At 37.7% G+C, this 19,458-nt stretch carries 15 protein-coding genes and 1 pseudogene; 4 read left to right on the forward strand and 12 right to left on the reverse strand.

The window, feature by feature from the left end:
* Nucleotides 1-172 precede the first annotated feature (172 nt).
* The 3 genes and pseudogenes from FC27_RS03235 (at nucleotide 173) to FC27_RS03245 (ending at nucleotide 4,305) form a co-directional block, all read left to right on the forward strand.
* A complete protein-coding gene (locus FC27_RS03235; protein WP_010624170.1) occupies nucleotides 173-733 on the forward strand; it encodes a peroxiredoxin in 561 nt (186 codons plus the stop codon).
* Between the two features lie 144 nt (nucleotides 734-877).
* A pseudogene (locus tag FC27_RS03240) lies at nucleotides 878-3,421 on the forward strand (ATP-binding cassette domain-containing protein).
* Between the two features lie 17 nt (nucleotides 3,422-3,438).
* A complete protein-coding gene (locus FC27_RS03245; protein WP_010624171.1) occupies nucleotides 3,439-4,305 on the forward strand; it encodes a glycerophosphodiester phosphodiesterase in 867 nt (288 codons plus the stop codon).
* Between the two features lie 91 nt (nucleotides 4,306-4,396).
* Here the strand turns inward: FC27_RS03245 and adhE are convergent, their stop codons facing one another.
* Complete coding sequence (gene adhE / locus FC27_RS03250; protein WP_010624172.1) at nucleotides 4,397-6,997, reverse strand: bifunctional acetaldehyde-CoA/alcohol dehydrogenase; 2,601 nt, start codon at nucleotides 6,995-6,997, stop codon at nucleotides 4,397-4,399.
* Nucleotides 6,998-7,480: 483 nt separating this feature from the next.
* Between adhE and nagB the strand changes: the two genes are divergently transcribed.
* A complete protein-coding gene (nagB, locus tag FC27_RS03255; RefSeq protein ID WP_010624173.1) occupies nucleotides 7,481-8,212 on the forward strand; it encodes a glucosamine-6-phosphate deaminase in 732 nt (243 codons plus the stop codon).
* Nucleotides 8,213-8,530: 318 nt separating this feature from the next.
* Here nagB and FC27_RS03260 read toward each other — a convergent pair whose 3' ends face one another.
* From FC27_RS03260 to FC27_RS03315, 11 genes are all read right to left on the reverse strand, one after another.
* Nucleotides 8,531-10,207 (reverse strand): oleate hydratase, encoded by a 1,677-nt coding sequence (locus tag FC27_RS03260; RefSeq protein WP_010624174.1) that lies wholly within the window; start codon nucleotides 10,205-10,207, stop codon nucleotides 8,531-8,533.
* Nucleotides 10,208-10,476: 269 nt separating this feature from the next.
* Nucleotides 10,477-11,664 (reverse strand): acetate/propionate family kinase, encoded by a 1,188-nt coding sequence (locus tag FC27_RS03265; protein WP_010624175.1) that lies wholly within the window; start codon nucleotides 11,662-11,664, stop codon nucleotides 10,477-10,479.
* A gap of 8 nt (nucleotides 11,665-11,672) precedes the next feature.
* The gene (locus FC27_RS03270) at nucleotides 11,673-12,692 is read right to left on the reverse strand and encodes a class I SAM-dependent methyltransferase (RefSeq protein WP_010624176.1); all 1,020 of its coding nucleotides are present in this window, start codon (nucleotides 12,690-12,692) and stop codon (nucleotides 11,673-11,675) included.
* Between the two features lie 79 nt (nucleotides 12,693-12,771).
* Nucleotides 12,772-13,410, reverse strand: a complete 639-nt coding sequence (locus FC27_RS03275; protein WP_010624177.1) for a hypothetical protein — start codon at nucleotides 13,408-13,410, stop codon at nucleotides 12,772-12,774.
* Nucleotides 13,394-13,672, reverse strand: a complete 279-nt coding sequence (locus FC27_RS03280) for a type II secretion system protein (RefSeq protein WP_010624178.1) — start codon at nucleotides 13,670-13,672, stop codon at nucleotides 13,394-13,396. Before FC27_RS03280 ends, FC27_RS03275 begins: the two co-directional genes overlap by 17 nt.
* 408 nt (nucleotides 13,673-14,080) lie before the next feature.
* Nucleotides 14,081-14,365 carry a competence type IV pilus major pilin ComGC gene (comGC, locus tag FC27_RS03290; RefSeq protein WP_010624180.1) on the reverse strand — a complete coding sequence of 95 codons (285 nt, stop codon included), beginning with the start codon at nucleotides 14,363-14,365 and terminating at the stop codon, nucleotides 14,081-14,083.
* Nucleotides 14,366-14,367: 2 nt separating this feature from the next.
* Nucleotides 14,368-15,405 (reverse strand): type II secretion system F family protein, encoded by a 1,038-nt coding sequence (locus tag FC27_RS03295; RefSeq protein ID WP_155802100.1) that lies wholly within the window; start codon nucleotides 15,403-15,405, stop codon nucleotides 14,368-14,370.
* Nucleotides 15,347-16,315 (reverse strand): competence type IV pilus ATPase ComGA, encoded by a 969-nt coding sequence (gene comGA, locus FC27_RS03300; protein ID WP_010624182.1) that lies wholly within the window; start codon nucleotides 16,313-16,315, stop codon nucleotides 15,347-15,349. Before comGA ends, FC27_RS03295 begins: the two co-directional genes overlap by 59 nt.
* A 100-nt stretch (nucleotides 16,316-16,415) precedes the next feature.
* Complete coding sequence (locus FC27_RS03305; protein ID WP_010624183.1) at nucleotides 16,416-17,150, reverse strand: YebC/PmpR family DNA-binding transcriptional regulator; 735 nt, start codon at nucleotides 17,148-17,150, stop codon at nucleotides 16,416-16,418.
* Nucleotides 17,151-17,216: 66 nt separating this feature from the next.
* Nucleotides 17,217-17,759 carry a VanZ family protein gene (locus FC27_RS03310; protein ID WP_010624184.1) on the reverse strand — a complete coding sequence of 181 codons (543 nt, stop codon included), beginning with the start codon at nucleotides 17,757-17,759 and terminating at the stop codon, nucleotides 17,217-17,219.
* Nucleotides 17,752-19,353 (reverse strand): amino acid permease, encoded by a 1,602-nt coding sequence (locus FC27_RS03315; RefSeq protein ID WP_010624185.1) that lies wholly within the window; start codon nucleotides 19,351-19,353, stop codon nucleotides 17,752-17,754. The genes FC27_RS03310 and FC27_RS03315 overlap by 8 nt, the downstream gene beginning before the upstream one ends.
* Nucleotides 19,354-19,458: the final 105 nt, after the last annotated feature.

Here is a 19,458-nt window from a genome sequence, read left to right on the forward strand (position 1 = left end):
CATATTAAAATCATTCTAAATGTTAATAAGTTAACAAACCGCTTTACATCAGTCATAGTTGCTATCATTTTAAGCTAGATAGTAATGATTCTTACCTAATAATTAATCATATCTATTGCTATTTCTCAAAAGTGTTTTATCATATGTATAGAACCTTGAAAGGAGTTTACTTATGTTTATCAACAAAGAAATACCTGATTTCAATGTTAAGGGTTACCAAGACGGTGAAATCAAGGATTACACTAAGAATGATCTTTTAGGCAAATGGTCAATTATCTTCTTCTATCCAGCAGATTTTTCATTTGTTTGCCCAACTGAATTAAGTGAATTACAAGATGATTATGAAGATTTCAAGAAAAACAATGCTGAAGTTTATTCAGTTTCTGTTGACAGTGAATTCTCACATAAGGCATGGGCTGATGCTACTGATACTATCGGTAAGATCCAATACCCAATGCTTTCTGACCAAACACATCAACTTTCAAACTTTTTCGACTTGCTCGACAGTGAAAGCGGTCAAGCATATCGTGGTGTCTTCATTGTAAATCCTGAAGGTGTCATCAAGTCATACACTATCAATGCTATGGGTATTGGTAGAAATGCTGATGAGATCTTGAGAACCTTACAAGCAGCTCAATTCGTTGCTGAAAATGGCGACAATGTTTGCCCTGCTAACTGGCACCCAGGTGAAAAAACTATCAAGCCATCAACTGACTTAGTAGGAAAGATTTAATAAAGCAATTAATAATAAATATTCATCAAGACAAATCTATAACTAATAGATTTGTCTTTTTTTTGCTTGAAAGTAACCTATAAAGGCAAACAGAATGGTTAATGTTACACTGAAAACAGTTCGAAAAGAGGAGGAGTAATTTCAATGGCGATTCAACATAAAAATTATATTCCCGATAATATCGAGGTCCGTGGTGCCAATGCAAATAATTTACAAAATCTAGATGTTGACATCCCTCTGAACGCTTTCGTAGCGATCACTGGCGTCTCTGGATCTGGTAAATCATCATTAGCCATGGATACACTTTATTCAGAAGGAGCCAGAAAGTATCTTAATGCTTTATCTACCTACACTAGGCGGCGGATAACCCAGATGGGACGTTCCGATGTGCGAGAGATCAAAAATCTGCCCTCAACTATCGCTTTAAGACAACGACCAACAGTACCCGGAATGCGTTCGACAGTTGGAACTATGACTGAGAGCCTCAATATTTTACGTTTGATGTTCTCACGTCTGAGTTCAGTCGTTTGTCCCAATGGACACCGCTTGGATCCAACTTTGAAGATTTCTGAAGTTATGGATCTTCCAGCAAGTGACGAGCAAATGGGCCAATTAACGTGCCCCGTCTGTGGCGTTAAATTTTTTGCCTTCAGTGCTGAAGACTTTGCTTTTAATTCAGAAGGAGCCTGCCCAACCTGTGAAGGTACCGGTGTTTTAAAACAACTAGAAAGATCCAAGATCATCCCTGATGAGACCTTATCGATCAAAGATGGAGCCATCAAATCTTGGCGTTTGCCCGGTCGTGCCATGCAACAACAAATCGTTCAGGAACTAGGCGTTAGACTGGACGTCCCCTTCAAGGACCTCAATCATCACGAGAAAGATATCGTTTTGAATGGAAAAGGTGTCAAAAAAGACATCATTATCCCTACTTCGACTGGAAAATCCTTCAAGTTACATGCCCTCTATGAAAATGCTTTTGCTGCGGTCCAACACAGTTTGGAAAGCACCAAAAATGAGAATACTTTGACTCGCCTAGGAAGATTTTATACTGAGAAGACTTGTCCAACTTGTGGTGGCAGTCGTTTCGATCCGAAACTTTTCACCAATCACTTAGTCGACAAAAATATCGCTGAAGTATCAGATTTGACCATCTCACAACTACAAGAATTTTCTAAACGTCTATTAGCTTGGCTCCCACAAGAAATGAAATCTTTGGGAAAAAATTTGGTCAATGAACTGTTAGACTTGTTGTCACCCATCGATGATCTAGGCTTAAACTATCTTTCGCTCACTCGTGCGGGCAATACTTTGTCTACTGGTGAATTGCAGCGGATCCAATTAGCAAGGACCATCAGAAATCAGATGACAGGCGTCCTCTATGTATTGGATGAGCCTAGTGTAGGACTGCATGCAGCTAATGTGGATGGTTTGATCAAGATCTTGAAGGAATTGGTCAAGCTGGGCAACTCATTAGTAGTCGTTGACCACGATACTAGTATCATCGCCGCTGCTGATTACGTTATTGAAATTGGTCCAGACTCCGGTGCTGATGGCGGTAAAGTCATTACTCAAGGAACAGTCGATCAGATCAAACAACATCCTGACTCAGTCATCGAACCTTATTTGAACGGTAAAGCAGATATCATCAAGCACCAACCTCGACCAGAAATTTTCCGTCATGGTGCAATCAGTGTTTCGATCAAGGATCGTTTCAACATCCATAATTTACAGGCTAAATTTGCTAAAGAAAGATTGAATGTCGTTTCCGGAATGTCTGGTTCTGGGAAGACAACTTTGATTTTTGATAGTTTGATCCCAGCTTTGAATCATGAGATCAAGGGTGACACGATGCCAGATTATATTGAAAAGGTCGATTCCGGTAATATTAAAAATGTGGTCACAGTCGATTCAGTCCCCATCGGAAAAAATGTCCGTTCGACCGTTGGAACTTATACAAAAGTCTTTGACGAGATCAGAAAGTTGTTTGCGAAGACTGACCAGGCCAAAGCTAAAAAATTGACCGCCACTAATTTCTCATACAACAACAAAGAAGGTGCCTGCCCAAACTGTGGTGGTACTGGAGAGATCACGCTTGATATCCAATATCTACCAGATATGGTTGAGACTTGACCAGTCTGCGGTGGTAATAGATTCAAACCCGAAATTCTAGACATTACTTGGCACGTAAAAAACCTAGCTGAGATACTCGATATGTCTGTCAAACAAGCTCTGCCATTCTTTGAGGATGACACTCGGATCCACAATATCTTGCAAGTTTTATCTGACATTGGTCTAAGCTATTTGAAGCTCGGCGAAAGCACACCATCCCTATCTGGTGGTGAAGCTCAAAGACTCAAGTTAGTCACTTATATGAAACGTAATCAAAAGGATCAACTATTTATTTTTGATGAACCAACTGTCGGATTGCATCCCAAAGATGTTTCCGTCTTAGTAGATGTCATGGATCAATTGTTGGATCACCACGCAACTATCATCGTCATTGAGCATGACCTAGATTTGATTGCTAATGCTGACTATATCAATGATCTTGGACCTGAAGGTGGCATCAATGGTGGTAAGATTGTTGCTACAGGTACACCTCAAGACATTTGTTATAATGATGAAAGCATCACTGGTAAATATTTAAAACAACATCTCAACTTATTTGGCCTACTAAAAAATTAGTTATCCGGGGGGAAACTATGAAAATCAGAACTAAGCTGGCAATATTTTCAACTGCATTAGCATTTTTGACTCTTGGCACAATAACTACCAACGCTCAAGCTGCACCCAAGGCTAAAAACCTCGCCTCGATCGAGAAAACTATCAAGAAAGCTTCACCCAAAGATCCCATCATTTTCTCACATCGAGGTAGCCCTTATAACAGCCCCGAGCACAGTTTCTCAGGCTACAATAATGCCATCAAAGATGGCAGCCAATTCATTGAACAAGACGTTTGGCTTAGTAAAGATGGCAAACTTTACGTCACACATGATGACAATTTGAAGCGGACGACTGGAAAGGACATCAACATCTCGACTTCAACATCCAAAAAGCTCAACAAAGTGAAACTACGTAATGGCGAACATCTCCACGAATTAAAGGATGTCTTCGCTCATTATCACAAAAATGTGCACTATATCATCGAAGCTAAGAAAAATGATGGAGATAACACCGATACTGAAAAGGCCCTAGCTACTCAATTAAATAAATCGAAAATGAATAATAACGTTATTATCCAAGATACCGATGTTGATGGTATTGAACTATTACATAGTTTTAAGCCGCAAAAAAAGGTACCTTACTTGTGGTTGATGGAAGGTACCGGTCAAGATCAATACCTCGATGAGATCAAAAATGCGCCTAAATATATCACTTTTTTGTCTTTAGACGCCGAACAAGCAACGCCGAAGATCATGAAAGCCATCAACAAACGTGGTATGTTGTCAGATCTTTGGACTGTACAAACTTACAACGACAACTATAATGCCATCAAAGTTGCTAAAACTGATAGTCTTTTTACCAATAACACAAAAGAAACCAAACATTTAATCAGTCAGTGGGATTAATTTTTCCCAAATAAAGAGCTCCTTGAACTGGAACAAGCCAATTCAAGGAGCTCTTTTTATAATATATTTTTACTTTCCAAAAATATTTTGACTACTTCTCGACGCCCTTTCCTGAGTATTCGTCGAGTAAGATATCTTTCAGTTCTGACATCAATGGTTCCTTAGGATTTGCAAAGGAGAATTGATCAGCGAAAGCTAATTCTGATAATTCATCGACCTTTTGATTGAATTGTTTTTTATCAACATTATTGGCTTTCAAGCTCAAATTGATATCAACTGAATGTGCCAATTCAATGATCTTCTTGATCAAGTTTTCTTTTAATTCTTCGTTAGAAGAACCATTTAAACCGATGTATCTTGCTAAAGAAGCATAGTCTTCATCAGCTCTGAAATGCTCATATTTTGGCCACATGGCAATTTTAGTTGGCTGCTTAAAGTTGTATCTGATAACTTGTGGCAAGGAAATGATAACACCTAATCCGTGTAACAAGCCAAATTCATTATAGAGGACATCAGCCAATGAATGACCGACTCCAGCAAAGGCATTAGCAAATGACATCCCTGCTAAAGCAGAGGCATTGTGTAATTCTGCTTGAGCATCGACATCACCGTCATAAGCATTCTTCAAATTATCGACGACTAATTTCAAAGCTTGCATTGCATATGGTCTGGTATAATCAGAAGCCATATTAGAAACGAACGACTCAATAGCATTGTTCAAGACTTCCATTCCACCGATAGCAACGATATTCTTTGGCATTGACTCAACAAATTGGGAATCAATGATGGCTACATCAGGTGTCAAAGCATAATCAGCGATTGGATATTTTACATCAGTCCGATTGTCAGTGATATTAGAGAACGGTGTCACTTCTGAACCAGTACCAAAGGTCGTTGGAATAGCCACAAATTGAGCTTTTTCTGGTTTAGGGAATTTATAAGTCCGCTTTCTGATATCGATAAAGCCTTGTTCGGCTCCAAAAAGATCAACATCGGGATGCTCATAGAAAAGCCACATATCTTTGGCTGCATTAATAGTTGAGCCGCCACCTAAAGCGATGATCGTATCTGGTTTAAAGATATTCATCTGAGTGACACCACGTCCGACCATATCAGTCGATGTGACATATTCAACGTCAGAGAACAATGAATATTCGACGGGGTTCTTACGACGTTTGAGTTCATCGATAACTGTATCGACATAGCCTAATTGGACCATTGCCGGGTCACAAACGACCATTGCCCTGTGAATTCCCTCCATATCTTCAAGATAACGGACCGAAGTTTTTTCAAAATAGACTTTTGGTTGTTTGATCCATTGCATGTTGTTTCTCCGTCTGGCAATCGTCTTGATATTCAGTAAATCAAATGAGGAAACGTTGTGAGAAATGGAGTTCTTTCCCCATGAACCTGTTCCAAGCGTTAATGATGGGATCATTTCATTATACAAATTACCGATTCCCCCGATTGCTGATGGTGTATTTACTAATACTCGACTAGCTAACATTTTGACCCCGAATTCCGTAGCAAGTTTTTCATCCATGGTATGGATTGCTGCGGTATGCCCGAGGCCTCCATGGTGTAGCAAGGCATCGGCTTGATCAAAAGCATCTCGGTGGTTCTTTGATTGATAAATAGAGATGACTGGTGATAATTTTTCACTGGACAGCGGTTCGTCCTTGCCGATCTTGGTCAATTCGACTGCTAAGACCTTTGTATCAGTAGGTACTTTGATCCCAGCTAATTTAGCTATCTTCAAAGCTGAGGCACCGGCAATTGGTCCTTTGACACCGCCTTGTGGACGAAACATCGTTTCAGCCAAGGATTTATAATCAGCTTTTTTCAAGAAAAAGACATGCATCTTTTCCATTTCCGATTTGACTTGTTCGTAGATTTCTTTATCAACGATTGCACTATTTTCAGAAGCACAGACCATTCCATTATCAAAGGTCTTCGACAGGACGATATCGTTGACTGCGCGACGAATATTAGCCGTTTTTTCAATATAGGCTGGACCATTTCCAGGACCAACACCTAGGGCTGGTTTACCAGTTGAATAAGCAGCCTTGACCATTGATGGTCCACCAGTGGCAAGAACACTAGCCACTCCTTCATGATTGATCAAGTATGAAGTGGCATCGATACTTGGTTGATCGATCCATTGAATTATTCCTTCTGGAGCACCGGCTTTAACAGCAGCATCGTACATTACTTTCCCGGCAGCAACTGAACTCTTTTGTGCTTGAGGATGGAAACCAAAAATAATTGGGTTGCATGTCTTTACTGCAATCAATGATTTAAACATTGTTGTAGAAGTAGGATTAGTGACCGGTGTGCCTCCAGCTAATACTCCCAATGGTTCAGCCACTTTGATCAAACGGTGTTCTTTGTCGTCCTCGATGATGCCAACTGTCTTATCTCGCTTGATAGAATGCCAAATTTCTTCAGTGGCAAACATGTTCTTGATGACTTTATCTTCAGTCACCCCACGTCCAGTTTCTTCATAGGCTAATTTAGCTAAACGCAAACTAGCATTCAAGCCAGCAATCGCCATACGATGAACGATATGATCGACTTGCTCTTGAGTAAAATTATCCATAATATCCAAAGCTTCATGCGCCTTGGCGACTTTTGTGTCAATTGTCTTAGAAATACTTTCTTCTTCAGTAACTTTCTTAGTATCTTTCAGCATATTGAATCCTCCAAACAAAGCTAAGTTTGTTAAACAGTTCACGTGATTTATTTCACATACTTATAATATCACCCAATTTTCGCTTTGCAAGTATTTTCACTAAATTTTTGAAAATTAGGCCAATTGGATACGCTTTCATAAATATACATAGATATATGTGTTTCTAATAATTTGTGTTTGTGTGGTAAATCGCTTATTACATCAGTTTAAAAGTCCAGCAAATGAAAACGTAAACATGTAATATTTTCACTCGTTCTAACGTTAATTCAGTTTCATAAAATAGTTACATTGTTCACTATTGATTATCAAAAAAGTTTCTTTTTTCTTGAACTTTATTTACATACTAGCCTATGATGCTACCAGGAAGATTCCAATTTAGACGAAATTTAATTTCCAGATAATTTGGTTGACTTAATTTTAATTCGCCCTTATAATTGGACTATACCAAAGCGATAAGCTGCGAGTTTGAAAGGAGATTAAACAATGAAAGTTATCGTAACAAAAAATAATGAGGATGCTAGCAAGAAAGCATTCGAATTGATCAAAGAAGAAATGAATAATGGCGCAAAGGTACTTGGCCTTGCAACCGGAAGTACACCAATCCCAATGTATCAAGATATGGTTAATAGTGATATCGATTTCTCAAACATGACATCAGTTAATCTTGACGAATACGTTGGTTTGGCTCCTGATGATCCCCAAAGTTACCATCACTTTATGCAAGTAAACTTGTTTGATAAGAAGCCATTTGCTAAGACCTACGTTCCTGACGGTCTAGCAACTGACGCCGAAGCTGAAACAAGCAGATATAACAAAGTTATCGCTGACAACCCAATCGATCTTCAGATTCTTGGTTTAGGCCGCAATGGTCACATTGGTTTCAATGAACCAGGTTCTCCTTTTGATTCCGAAACTAGAAAAGTTCCTTTGACAGAATCAACTATTGAAGCAAATGCCCGCTTCTTCGACAACGAAAATGACGTTCCCAAATTTGCTTACTCAATGGGAATCGGTTCGATCCTCAAGAGTAAAAAAATCATCCTGATGGCCTTTGGTTCAGCTAAGGCTGATGCCATTAAAGCTATGATCGAAGGACCCGCAACTCCTGATTGCCCAGCTTCAGCTCTACAAAACAAAGATAATGTAACCATCATCCTTGATACCGAAGCTGCAAGTAAATTGGCAGATTCAGCTAAAATTGAAAAAACTGCTTAAATATTTGATCCGTTGAGTTAAATTCAATGGATTCTTACTTCCATAAGCCAAATACGCCTGACCAATTTCAATGGTCAGGCGTATTTTTTTACCCTTCAATGTTTTTGATAGCTGAAAATTATTTTTTTGTTTGAGATGCACCAATCAAAAGTAACGATAATTGTTCATTACCACCACCTTATTTAAACCTTTTAATGTGTTAATTTATCTAACAATTTCTTTCCACCAAAGAAAATAAGTGCACCTAAAATACTGGTATATAAAGTAAATTTAAACATGAACTTCAAAAATTTTTTCATAATATTCTCCTCCATGATTTTAACGGAACATTGTTTTGGCGGCTTTGGCCATGATCTTAGGATCCTTTTCGTAATGATGCATTGGCGTCAATTCAGTCAGTGGAATGCCTAGCAATGTATAAACTGCAGTTTGTGCAGCTCTAAATGAATATTGTTCTGTAAAGACCATATCAAATGGCATTTCACAGAACTGACTGATAAAGGCCAAATTTTTACTATGTTTTGGCACTACGGCTGGACGATCTCCAACTGCTCTTTGGTTGAACAAAGCACTGGCATAAGGCATATAGCATGGAATGACATTGACAATGCTCTTCATGATCTCGTCATGGTGATTAGCAATATTATCCTTAGCTGGATCGACTGAAGCCAATTGACCTAAGAATTCTTCCAAAACTTCCTCACCAGTCATTTCAATCACTGGTTTTTGAACGAAATCACCATTGCGACGTGGATACATAAAGTAGCCCCAACAAACAGTCTCATTTGGTTTTTGTGCATGAAAGTGTGGCTGATGATGAACAACTAACGACATCAACGGCGTACTATCGATCCATGTGTTCAGCGCATTACCTGGTGCTTGTTGAGTGATACGGGCAACTTGATTCAACAAATAATGATTGTTAGTCGTAATAGTGAAACTGAACCATTCACTTTGTGAACGATCATCAAAGAATTTATCAGGGTTACCTAATGAATAAAACTTATTGGCAGCTTTCTTCCACAACATTGCACTTGGAGCATATTCCATGTTCTCTTTGATAGGCGTATTGAAATCGCCAATCGAGGAACTATCAGTGATCGAACCATTAGTATCAAACACTAAATCATTTTCGTCGATCCTTATCTCGCCAACTTTATTGTCGTTGTCGACTTCCTCGTACTTCAAGCCTGTAACGATAATATCGTCCTGCAAAGGTGTTTCTTTAAACTCTAAATCCGTTACCTTACGGTTATTGATGAAAGTTACACCGCGGTCTTCAAGATATTTACGCATAGGTAAGATAATACTTTCATATTGATTGTATGGGGTTCTTGTCACACCTTCCAACGTATTGATCCGCGTGAACTCCAAAATCATCCTATTCATGTAACGACGTAATTCCATCGCCGAACTAGAACGCTTGAAGGCAAATGTTGTCTGCCACATATGCCAAAAGTTAGTATTCCAAAAATGTGGTGAGCTCTTGAACCATTCAGCAATACTAATATTATTCAATTTCTCTTCATCTTTTTCAGGCATCAACATCAATTTCGAAAGAAGTGCCCGCTCACGGTTATTGAACTGCATGTGGCGATAATTATTGCGTCCTGGATTGATTCGTGGACCATTGCGGTCGATCAAGCGACCAACATCATGAGTTGGATGAGCATGATCAAAATTTAAAATATCATCTGTCACAGTTTGACCCTTATGATCTAGTGATGGGACTGATCTTAAAAGATCCCACAAATTTTCGTAGGTTTCTTCATTCAACATCCGACCACCCTTAGCCAAAAATCCTTTCGTATTCGATAAAGCTTGGTTACTATATTCGTCTTGATATTCTGATACAGCAGCACCATCGTTTGCACCATGCTTTTCAAGACCCATCATAGTGATCTGATTGCCCTTAAAACCACCATCACGGATCAAATAGATCCCTGCAGCCAAGTTACCAATTCCGGTACCTATCATATATGCTTTACGTGTCAATATAGAACACTCCCTTTCCAATACCTCTTAACATCTTAAATATATCTACTTTTGCTCTCCGTGTAAAGGCTTTCATATTTAATTATATTAATAAGTAAATAAAAAGTATTATATTTTTTGATATTTGACATTTGCGATAATTTCAAAAGATTGTCGCATGCAACACTACCGACCGATGTCTGAAGTTATGATATTTCAATTTAAAGATTAAATTTATTCAATAATGCTATCAAAAAAGGACATGTTCAAAAACATGTCCTTTTTTGAAATTATTTAGTTAATCTTAAAACATCGCGTACAATCATTAATTCTTCATCTGTTGGTACAACTAGAACGTCGACCTTAGAATCATCAGAACTGATTTTACGAAGTCCCTTGCCATTTTCATTGGCATCTTTATCCAATTTGACACCCATATAAGCGAATTGTTTCATAACTAATTCACGAATCCATGAGTTAGCTTCACCCATACCGGCAGTAAAGAGCATGACGTCGACACCATTCATCAAAGCAATGTATGATCCAACATATTTTACGATCCGGTTAACAAAGATTTCAATTGCAAGCTCGGAGCGTTTGTTCTCATCCTTTGTAGCAATGATATCACGCATGTCAGGTGACACACCTGAAATACCTAACAGACCTGATTTTTCATTCAAGATATTGATCATATCTTGAGGATCAGATAACTTAAGTTTTTCCATCAAATAAGCGAATAGTGATGGGTCAATATCACCTGAACGTGTACTCATAGTGATACCAGAAATTGGTGAAAAGCCCATGGAGATATCCTTTGACTTGCCATCTTCGATAGCATCAATTGAGGCTCCACTACCTAAATGCATTGAGATCAACTTCAAGTCTTCAAATGGCTTGCCGAGAAATTCAGCTGCTCGTGCCGAAACATACTTGTGACTTGTTCCGTGAGCACCAAATTTACGAACGCCATACTTTTCATAATATTCATAAGGGATACTGTAAAGATAGTTGACTGGATCCATTGTTTGATGGAAAGAAGTATCAAATACAGCAACTTGTGGTACGTCTGGCAAGATATCTTGGAAGGCCTCGATGCCGTATGCTTGACCAGGATTATGTAGCGGAGCAAATTCAGCTAGGTCCTTGATCTGTTGAAGGACTTTTGGAGTTACGACGGCTGAATCTTTAAAGATATTACCACCAGCAACTACTCGGTGACCAACACCAGTTATCTCTGAATAATCTTTGATGATGCCAAGTTTTAGAAGTGTCTTCAACATTTTAGTAACAGCAGTCTTGTGATCAGGAATATCACCTGTTTCACTAGTTTTTTCGCCGTTATATTTAACTTTAAAAATTGAATCTGATAAACCGAGACGGTCGACCATTCCTGATGCGATCACGTTTTCATCGGGAATCGAATACAATTTCCATTTCAAGGTAGAACTACCTGAATTTACTGCAATAACCTTTGTCATCTTTACACCTATCCTTTGAAGTTAGTCTTTGCCCAATCTTGGACTTGATTTCTAAAGTTCTCAAAATCCTTCACATTTTCCGTTTCAGGAATTGTTCCCATTAAGACATTACCTGCCTGTTGAGCTGTTCCACCATGCTTTTGTAAAACAACGATTGCCTTTTGCGCTTCCTTTGAAGCAAACAAATTCGATGGTAGATCCAGGACAGCTTGTAAGTATACGTTCGAAACCATCCATTCGGATAATTTCTTTGCCTGATCAGTTTGGAAAATAGCTGACGGAACGATGAACATCCCAATGCCACCGTCATTCAAATTGTTCATCGTTTGTTCAATCAACAAGTGATGTGCGTATGAATGACCCTCCTCAGCCTTTGTTTTAAATTTAGCCGCATTATCGTCAACTGGATAATAGCCAACTGGTAGATCGGCTAAAGCAAGATTGATATCCGTCACATCCCACTCAGCGATGGCATCCTGATGATATGCATCTAAGTTTAAATTCATTACTTCTGAGAAAGCCTTAGCTAAGCCGATCAAGGTCTCATCATTATCAATCCCAGCAGCGTTGATATCGAAATCACCTGCTAAATTCATTTGTTCGATGAATTCAATCAACAAATTACCAGTCCCAATCGTTGGGTCGATCATGTTGATATTTTTGACCTTCATAGCTTTAAAAATCTCAAAAGCCACCAAACTACTCAACAATCCGATCGTATCGGGTGTCATTAATTTATTGACCTCAGCATTATCAAGACGTTGAGCTTGAATGATATTAACTGTGATAGCTTGCTTATGTTGAACTTCCGAAAGCTTGATAGCTTTAATTTGTTCGTAAAGTTTATCTAGTTTAGTAACGGTCTCTTGATCAGGAGCACCATTTTCAACATAAACCTTCCCATCAGCAAGATTTGTTAATGTCTCAGCTAGAGCATCAACGTATGTACTACTTAATGCTTGCTTGAGAATCTTTGAAGCATTACTCAATAAATCAAAGTAATTTTGCAATTCATTATCTTCTGCCATTAAAAAACCTCTTTGCACATGATATTAAAATTTTAACGTTGATTAAGACTTTCTTCAAGCGTTTTCACGTTCAGAAAACTTAATTGTCATATTTTGTGGATTTAGGGTCCTGATCTCTTGACGGTATTTTTGATCCAATAACCGATATGCCTCCAGGTTTCTTTGGTAAACCTGACTGAGAAACAAAATCGTCATCATGGCTAACGTGAATATCAGGAGCGTGTTGATCAAGACTGTGGCTGGTTGTTTGTTTAAAAATGATCCCATGGATATACATCTCCGTTGTCAGATTATCACTGTCACAAATCGTGATAAGCAATAGATTTTTGATTCTTTTGAAACTGACTTTTTGAACGTCATTCAAGATAGGTTCAAATCCACCGTTCGCATCATAAAGACGTAAAAATTGGCGATCAGACCATCGCTGGTCGACCGCCAATTTTTTATAATGCCAGACTTGCTCAGTCGAATTATATCTTTTAAAAGACAACTGATGAGTTTCAAGATCAATTTCATCGATTATCTGGTCTTTAAAATAATCAGATAGTTTCCTTTGAGTGATCTGCTGTCGGAGTTCACTGGCATGATCCAGCCTTGGTACTGTTCGTAAAATCAGAATTGCATCGTGCAAAATATTGATAGTCATAATTGAAATCATCAAAGCAATCAGGGCCTCGGCTAATAAAAATCCAGGCCTCTTTTTACCAGCTGACTTCATAATATTTTTCTCCTTTGACCGACACAAAATGTTTTCCAGAAACAACCCGAAATTTTTTGCCATGAATAATGACTTGCATCGGCATTTGTTGGTCGGTCATTTTATCGAGCATCAGTCCATGAGCTATAGTTTGTTCTTCCAGAGCATTCAGCCTTTTGATTGCCAACGTTATAGTCGCTGACAAGGTACTAATGATCAAAAGTGCTATAACCATGGAAATCAATGCCTCAGTCAATAGAAACCCCCGTCGTTTACTTAACAAATAGGACCTCCCAATTCATTTGAATCGTATAATGACGCAAAAGCTTTTTATTATGAGAATAAAAGTTAATGCTCGCTGGCTTTATCGGAAGTTCATGATCGATCCTAATTGATTTTGGGGCAGCTTTGATCGATCTTGGAAAACGAGTAAATAAATATTTGCTAGGGGTGATAATCGTCATCCTGTCCTCTTTGAGCACCAATGTAAATGATTCCTGCTGCAGATAACTCATATTTAATAAATTGTGCCAATTAGATTCAAAATTTTGAAAGAAGAGTCTTTCTTCAGTTTGTTGTCGATAAAGATTTATCTGAGTCGTTGTGAACAACAACAATCCAGATACCACGAACAAAGTCAGGACAGTTTCAATGAGCGTGAAAGCTTTGCGACGTCTCGACCAAACAATTATCATTTTTCAACGATACCGTTTTTTATTTTCAAATGATATTTATCAAATTTCTCCTTTTGGGTAGCAGTTAAAGATTCTTTTAAGTCGGCGACATTAATGATTTTCTGAGGATCATCTTCCAAATCTACTTGATTCTGAACCACTTCGATAAAAGCCTCTTTAGATTTCTCCTCGGCTTTTTGTTTTTGTTGTGCTAAATTCGGAACGATCAACAATAATAGCAATGAAATGATAAACATCACGATGACCATTTCAATCAGGGTGAACCCTTTACGTTTTTGCATACTTAATTCAATCCCTTCATCATAGTTGACACTGGTAACAAAATCATTAAATAAGCAAATAAAATTACCAAGGCAATGAAACCAAACAAGACCGGTTGAACTAGTCTTAACATCTTCTTAATGGCATTTTGAGTCGACTGATACTTTAATTCTGATAAAATCATTAAATCGTTTGCCAATTCACTCGAACCACTCCCCATTGAAAATGCCATCTGTAATTCATTTGGTAACAGGCAGTCTTCTTGAATTATCTTGGTTAAAGAATTGCCCTTTTTCAAACCAATTAATAATTTCTCCGCTAAAACACTTTGAATCGAACCACTAGCAAAATTTTGATTATTCAAACAGATTTTCTTTAAGTCCATCCCTGAAGAAAACTGCATTCCAAATCCTTGCAGAACAGTGAACTGATAAAAATTGAGATAGCTTTGACCTAAAATTGGTAATTTGACCAAAAAACTGGCTCGCAAATATTCACTGACACTTCGTAAATAAAAAAAAACTCCAATGGAACCTAGAGCAATAATGATCATCAGTCCCAAAAAGATGCCCATGATCAAGTCCAATATATCGGTCTGGGAACCAACAGCAAGTTGCGGCAAAATATACAATTTCAAAGCAACGATCATTAACAATAAAAAACTAATCACAAATACTGGATAGGCCAATAAATCCTTTAATTTTGACTGCTGTTTCACTTTCTCCTGCAAAATTTTTCCACACTGAATAACTGTCTTTTCCAAGCCTCCGTTACTTTGAGCAATAACTAACTGATTTTGGATGACTGTGGGTAATTGTAGATGTCGTAAGGACGTTGCAAGCATATATCCTGAACTTAAATCTTTGTAGATCAAACTGTAGAGTTTGTTTTGACTGTCTAAATACTGTAAACAGCGCATGGATTGATCGAGGGTGAAACCATTTTTGATCAATTTTCCGAGTAAAACTAAAAATTCTGCTTGTGAGCGACTGGATACTTTCTTATCCAAAAACAAATTCTTGATAGGTTTCTTCAGCGATGAGGCCATTCTCTCTAGCATTATTTAGCATATTTCTCCAATGATTATCTTTAAGTTTATTTTTTTGGTAATCAACGATATCTTCCTGAGTCAAAAAATCGGTAAATAATTCCAATTTTTCAGTCGCAGGAATCAATCTTTGATAAGAAATCAGATTGATCGCATTACTGATCTCAAATTCAGATACACCTAATTGCAGCAATCTTTGTAAAACTGAATATTTCGATCGACCATGAATAGTGGTAAATATCGTGTATCCGCATAAAGACGCCTGAATAGCTTGTTTGGCTGTTTGAGCGTCACGGATCTCCCCAATGATCAATAATTCAGGGCGATGTCTAAGGCTGGTTTTGACTAGTTCTTCATAAGTCATGCCAGCTTCTGAATTGACTTGTAATTGCAAAAAATCTTCTTCGACGATTTCGATCGGATCTTCGATACACATGACCTTTTTTCGATGACCGATCTGCCTTGCTAATGAATACATTAAAGAGGTCTTACCTGAACCCATTGGACCACTAAAAATCATCATTCCTTTTCGTTGGGCGATTGGTAACAGGTAATTCAATAAATCAATCTCGTGTTCGGTAAAATCACCTTGCGGATAGATCAATCTGATCACCATTGATTCACGGTTTAGAAAATCACCGACCGATGAGATTCGCACATGAATTTGATTATTTTGATAACAATAGCAAAAAGAACCTTTTTGAGCACGTCTGCGCTCAGAGATATCTAAGCCACTATTGAATTTTAAGAAATTCATGATGGCAAAAGTTTCATCAAAATTCAATTCCGCTACCAAATAGCTGGTCAAACTATTTTTAGCTTCGATTTGATAGCAATTATTATGTGGAAGAAAATAAATATCTGAGATTCGATTTGCACATGCCTCGGTCAATAAATTATCTACCATTGTTTCTGCTGTCATTTTTCACCTACTTGATTTCAAATTACGTTAGAAAATCTGATAATTTTCAAAAAAAGGGCAAAAAAAAGAAACCGACAATATCGGTTTCTTAATGAATCAATTATTCATCATCATCGTCAGCTGCAGCAGTATAAACTTCTGAAACATCATCATCGTCTTCTAGTTGATCGATCATGTGTTCAAATTGTTCCTGCTTTTCCTCTGGTACTTGCATAGTATTTTGAGGGATCATAGTTAACTCAGAATTGGCTAATTCATAACCCTTTTCTTGTAAACCATCACGAACAGCTGTGAAATCTTTAGCATCTGTATAAATTTCAAATGCATCATCTGATGTTTGTAAATCGTCGGCGCCAAGATCCATAATATCTAATAATACTTGGTCTTCGTCTTGTGTGTTCTTAGTACGATCTAAAACAATGTAACCTTTACGGTCAAACATATATGAAACAGATCCTGAAGAACCTAAGCTACCTCCGTTACGAGTAAACGCAACACGTACAGAAGAAGCTGTTCTATTCTTGTTATCTGTCAATGCTTCAACTAAAACTGCAACTCCACCCGGAGCATAGCCTTCATATGTAACTTCGTCGTAGTGTTCTTCACTACCACCTTCGGCTTTATCTAAGGCACGTTTGATGTTGTCCTTAGGCATATTAGCTGCACGAGCTTTATCTACTATTAAACGAAGAGCAGCATTACTGTTAGGATCGGCACCACCCGATTTTGCTGCCATATATAATTCACGGGATAATTTTTGGAAAATTTTTCCACGCTTTGAATCTTGGGCATTTTTTCTACCCTGGATGTTATGCCATTTTGAATGTCCTGACATTTCTGCTTCCTTCTTTCATTTTGATTAGTAAACCGAATAACATAATATCAAATATAAGCCGTTATATCAATACTCCATTGAGAAAGGATGTCGTTTTTTTTGATGACGCGATATTAAATAAATTATAAATAAAACAATTAAAATCGCACAGATCGATCCAAAACTATCTAAGATGACATCCGCAATCATCGGTGAACGACCACCAGTTATGCCTTGATGGAATTCATCAAATGCTGCTAATCCAGTTGCCGACATCCAAGGAATAAAGATTCTCAAAAACCAATTATTAGAAAAGTAACTGTACAAGGCCAAACAGATGAATAGTCCTAACAGAAAGTAGATTCCAAAATGAGCCCCTTTCCTAATAAAAAATTCCAAAAAATTAAAATAGCCATCATTCCCTAAAGATTGATATTTACCGCCATAATGAAAACCGGTCCCTTTTAAGAAAGAATAAAAAGGCCGATTATTACTACCCAAATATTTTTCCATAAAAGGGATCGTTGTTTGTTGTTTGTAAGTCAATGATGAACTAATAAAGAGCACTAATTCAACTAAAATCACACCCAACCAAAACCATTTCTGATTGTTTTTAAGCTTTTTATGCATCTTCATCGTCCATTTTTACTTTAGAATTCAACTCACGAGCATCATCTAAGTAACCCGTATGATAAGCAGTATTAACTGCCCAGTAATAAACAAAAGTAGAAACAACTAAAATCAATACGAAGTCATATGGATATTGAAGCATTCCTAATCCACCGAAATCTTTACCACCAAGCCATGAAACTAGCGATAGAAAGATTAACTGGAAGAAGATCCACAAACTTGCAGTGATTTTTGGTTTCAATTCCTTAAAACCACGATTGTAGTCAAAGTATGTATAAATTGGCAAGCCAATAATGATAATAGCAATGACTTCGACAGTCGTTGGGAACATCGTCCAATAAATCGTCAAACTGATCAAATCAAAAGCTAATGGAGCTAAGATCTTCATTCCTTTGATTTTTGTTGGACGCTTGAAATCTGGAGCTATCCGTCTCAAACTACCTGCAACAACAGGACCAGTCAATAGAGAAATCAGCATTGTAGCTGAAACAACACGTGATAAAATTGACCAATTCTTGAACAATAAGACCAAAATAAAGCTGACAACTAAGTTAACCAACAAAGCTACACGTGGAGCATTATGCGGATTGTCGATCCGAGCTAATATTTTGGGCATATGACGGTTTTTAGGCATTGATGCTAATGACCTACTTGCTGAAGCAGAAAATGCCATACCACTACCAAATGGAGATATAAAGGCAGTAAAGTAAATCAAAGTAGATAGCCACATCATATTAAGTAAAACAGCTAAATCAGCATAAGGTGAATTGAAATTAACTGCACTCCAACCTTTGGAAATGATTGATTGTGGCAAAGCACCAATAAAGACGATCTGCAACAAAATATAAATAACTGCAGCAATTGATAAAGAAATGACAATAGCCCGTTTAATATTAACTGAAGGCTTTTTAATATCATTACCTAGATTTATCAAAGTTTGAAAGGCAACATACGAGAAAATAACCCCCGCACTACTAATTGCCACGAAAATTGATGAAGTACCATTTGGCATAAATTCACTATAATTATGACCAAAGTTGCTCATATGGAATCCCGCAACAACTAAAGCAATCATAGTAACAAATGGAACAATCAACTTAAAAACAGAAATAAAATTATTAAATTTAGCCATCAAGTTGACTGACCAATAATTAATAAAAGTAAAAACACAAAGCATGACTGCTGCGGCAATGATACCAGTACCAGATAATTGGCTTCCTGACATCAATCCTGTTGTCCATTTTGCCCAGGACCAAGGCCATGAACTCATATATTGAACAGCAGCAACTGCTTCGATTGGTAAAATAGCCAAAAGCGATAACCAATTGGCCCAAGAAGAAATGTGACCTAGCAGTGAACCATGTGAATACATGGCAAATCTACTCATCGCACCATCCTCTGGAAACATCGTTCCAATTTCAACATAAACAATTGCGATCACAAATACTAGTAAAGCACCAATGATCCAGGCTAGAATAGCAGCCGGCCCAGCGACATTAGCCGCCTGACTGGAACCAAACATCCACCCGGAACCAATAAGGGCACTTAAACCAAACATAACCGTTGAAAATAGACCTAATTTCTTTTTCCTCAAAATTCTCCCTCCATTTCAACTATCATGGTAAAAAAACGAGTCCCATACAAGAGACTCGTTTTTCTGTTTTTTGCATCCTTATAATACATTAAAAAAAAAATCGTA

The sequence above is a fragment of the Companilactobacillus versmoldensis DSM 14857 = KCTC 3814 genome (assembly GCF_001434295.1).
Classification (GTDB): Bacteria; Bacillota; Bacilli; order Lactobacillales; family Lactobacillaceae; genus Companilactobacillus; species Companilactobacillus versmoldensis.

What these genes read in the sequence shown, in the direction of transcription:
- FC27_RS03235 (WP_010624170.1), top strand. Translation starts at nt 173, where the DNA reads ATGTTTATCAACAAAGAAATACCTGATTTCAATGTTAAGGGTTACCAA.
- FC27_RS03245 (WP_010624171.1), top strand. Translation starts at nt 3,439, where the DNA reads ATGAAAATCAGAACTAAGCTGGCAATATTTTCAACTGCATTAGCATTT.
- adhE (WP_010624172.1), bottom strand. Translation starts at nt 6,997, where the DNA reads ATGCTGAAAGATACTAAGAAAGTTACTGAAGAAGAAAGTATTTCTAAG.
- nagB (WP_010624173.1), top strand. Translation starts at nt 7,481, where the DNA reads ATGAAAGTTATCGTAACAAAAAATAATGAGGATGCTAGCAAGAAAGCA.
- FC27_RS03265 (WP_010624175.1), bottom strand. Translation starts at nt 11,664, where the DNA reads ATGACAAAGGTTATTGCAGTAAATTCAGGTAGTTCTACCTTGAAATGG.
- FC27_RS03270 (WP_010624176.1), bottom strand. Translation starts at nt 12,692, where the DNA reads ATGGCAGAAGATAATGAATTGCAAAATTACTTTGATTTATTGAGTAAT.
- FC27_RS03275 (WP_010624177.1), bottom strand. Translation starts at nt 13,410, where the DNA reads ATGAAGTCAGCTGGTAAAAAGAGGCCTGGATTTTTATTAGCCGAGGCC.
- comGC (WP_010624180.1), bottom strand. Translation starts at nt 14,365, where the DNA reads ATGCAAAAACGTAAAGGGTTCACCCTGATTGAAATGGTCATCGTGATG.
- FC27_RS03295 (WP_155802100.1), bottom strand. Translation starts at nt 15,405, where the DNA reads ATGCTAGAGAGAATGGCCTCATCGCTGAAGAAACCTATCAAGAATTTG.
- comGA (WP_010624182.1), bottom strand. Translation starts at nt 16,315, where the DNA reads ATGACAGCAGAAACAATGGTAGATAATTTATTGACCGAGGCATGTGCA.
- FC27_RS03305 (WP_010624183.1), bottom strand. Translation starts at nt 17,150, where the DNA reads ATGTCAGGACATTCAAAATGGCATAACATCCAGGGTAGAAAAAATGCC.
- FC27_RS03310 (WP_010624184.1), bottom strand. Translation starts at nt 17,759, where the DNA reads ATGCATAAAAAGCTTAAAAACAATCAGAAATGGTTTTGGTTGGGTGTG.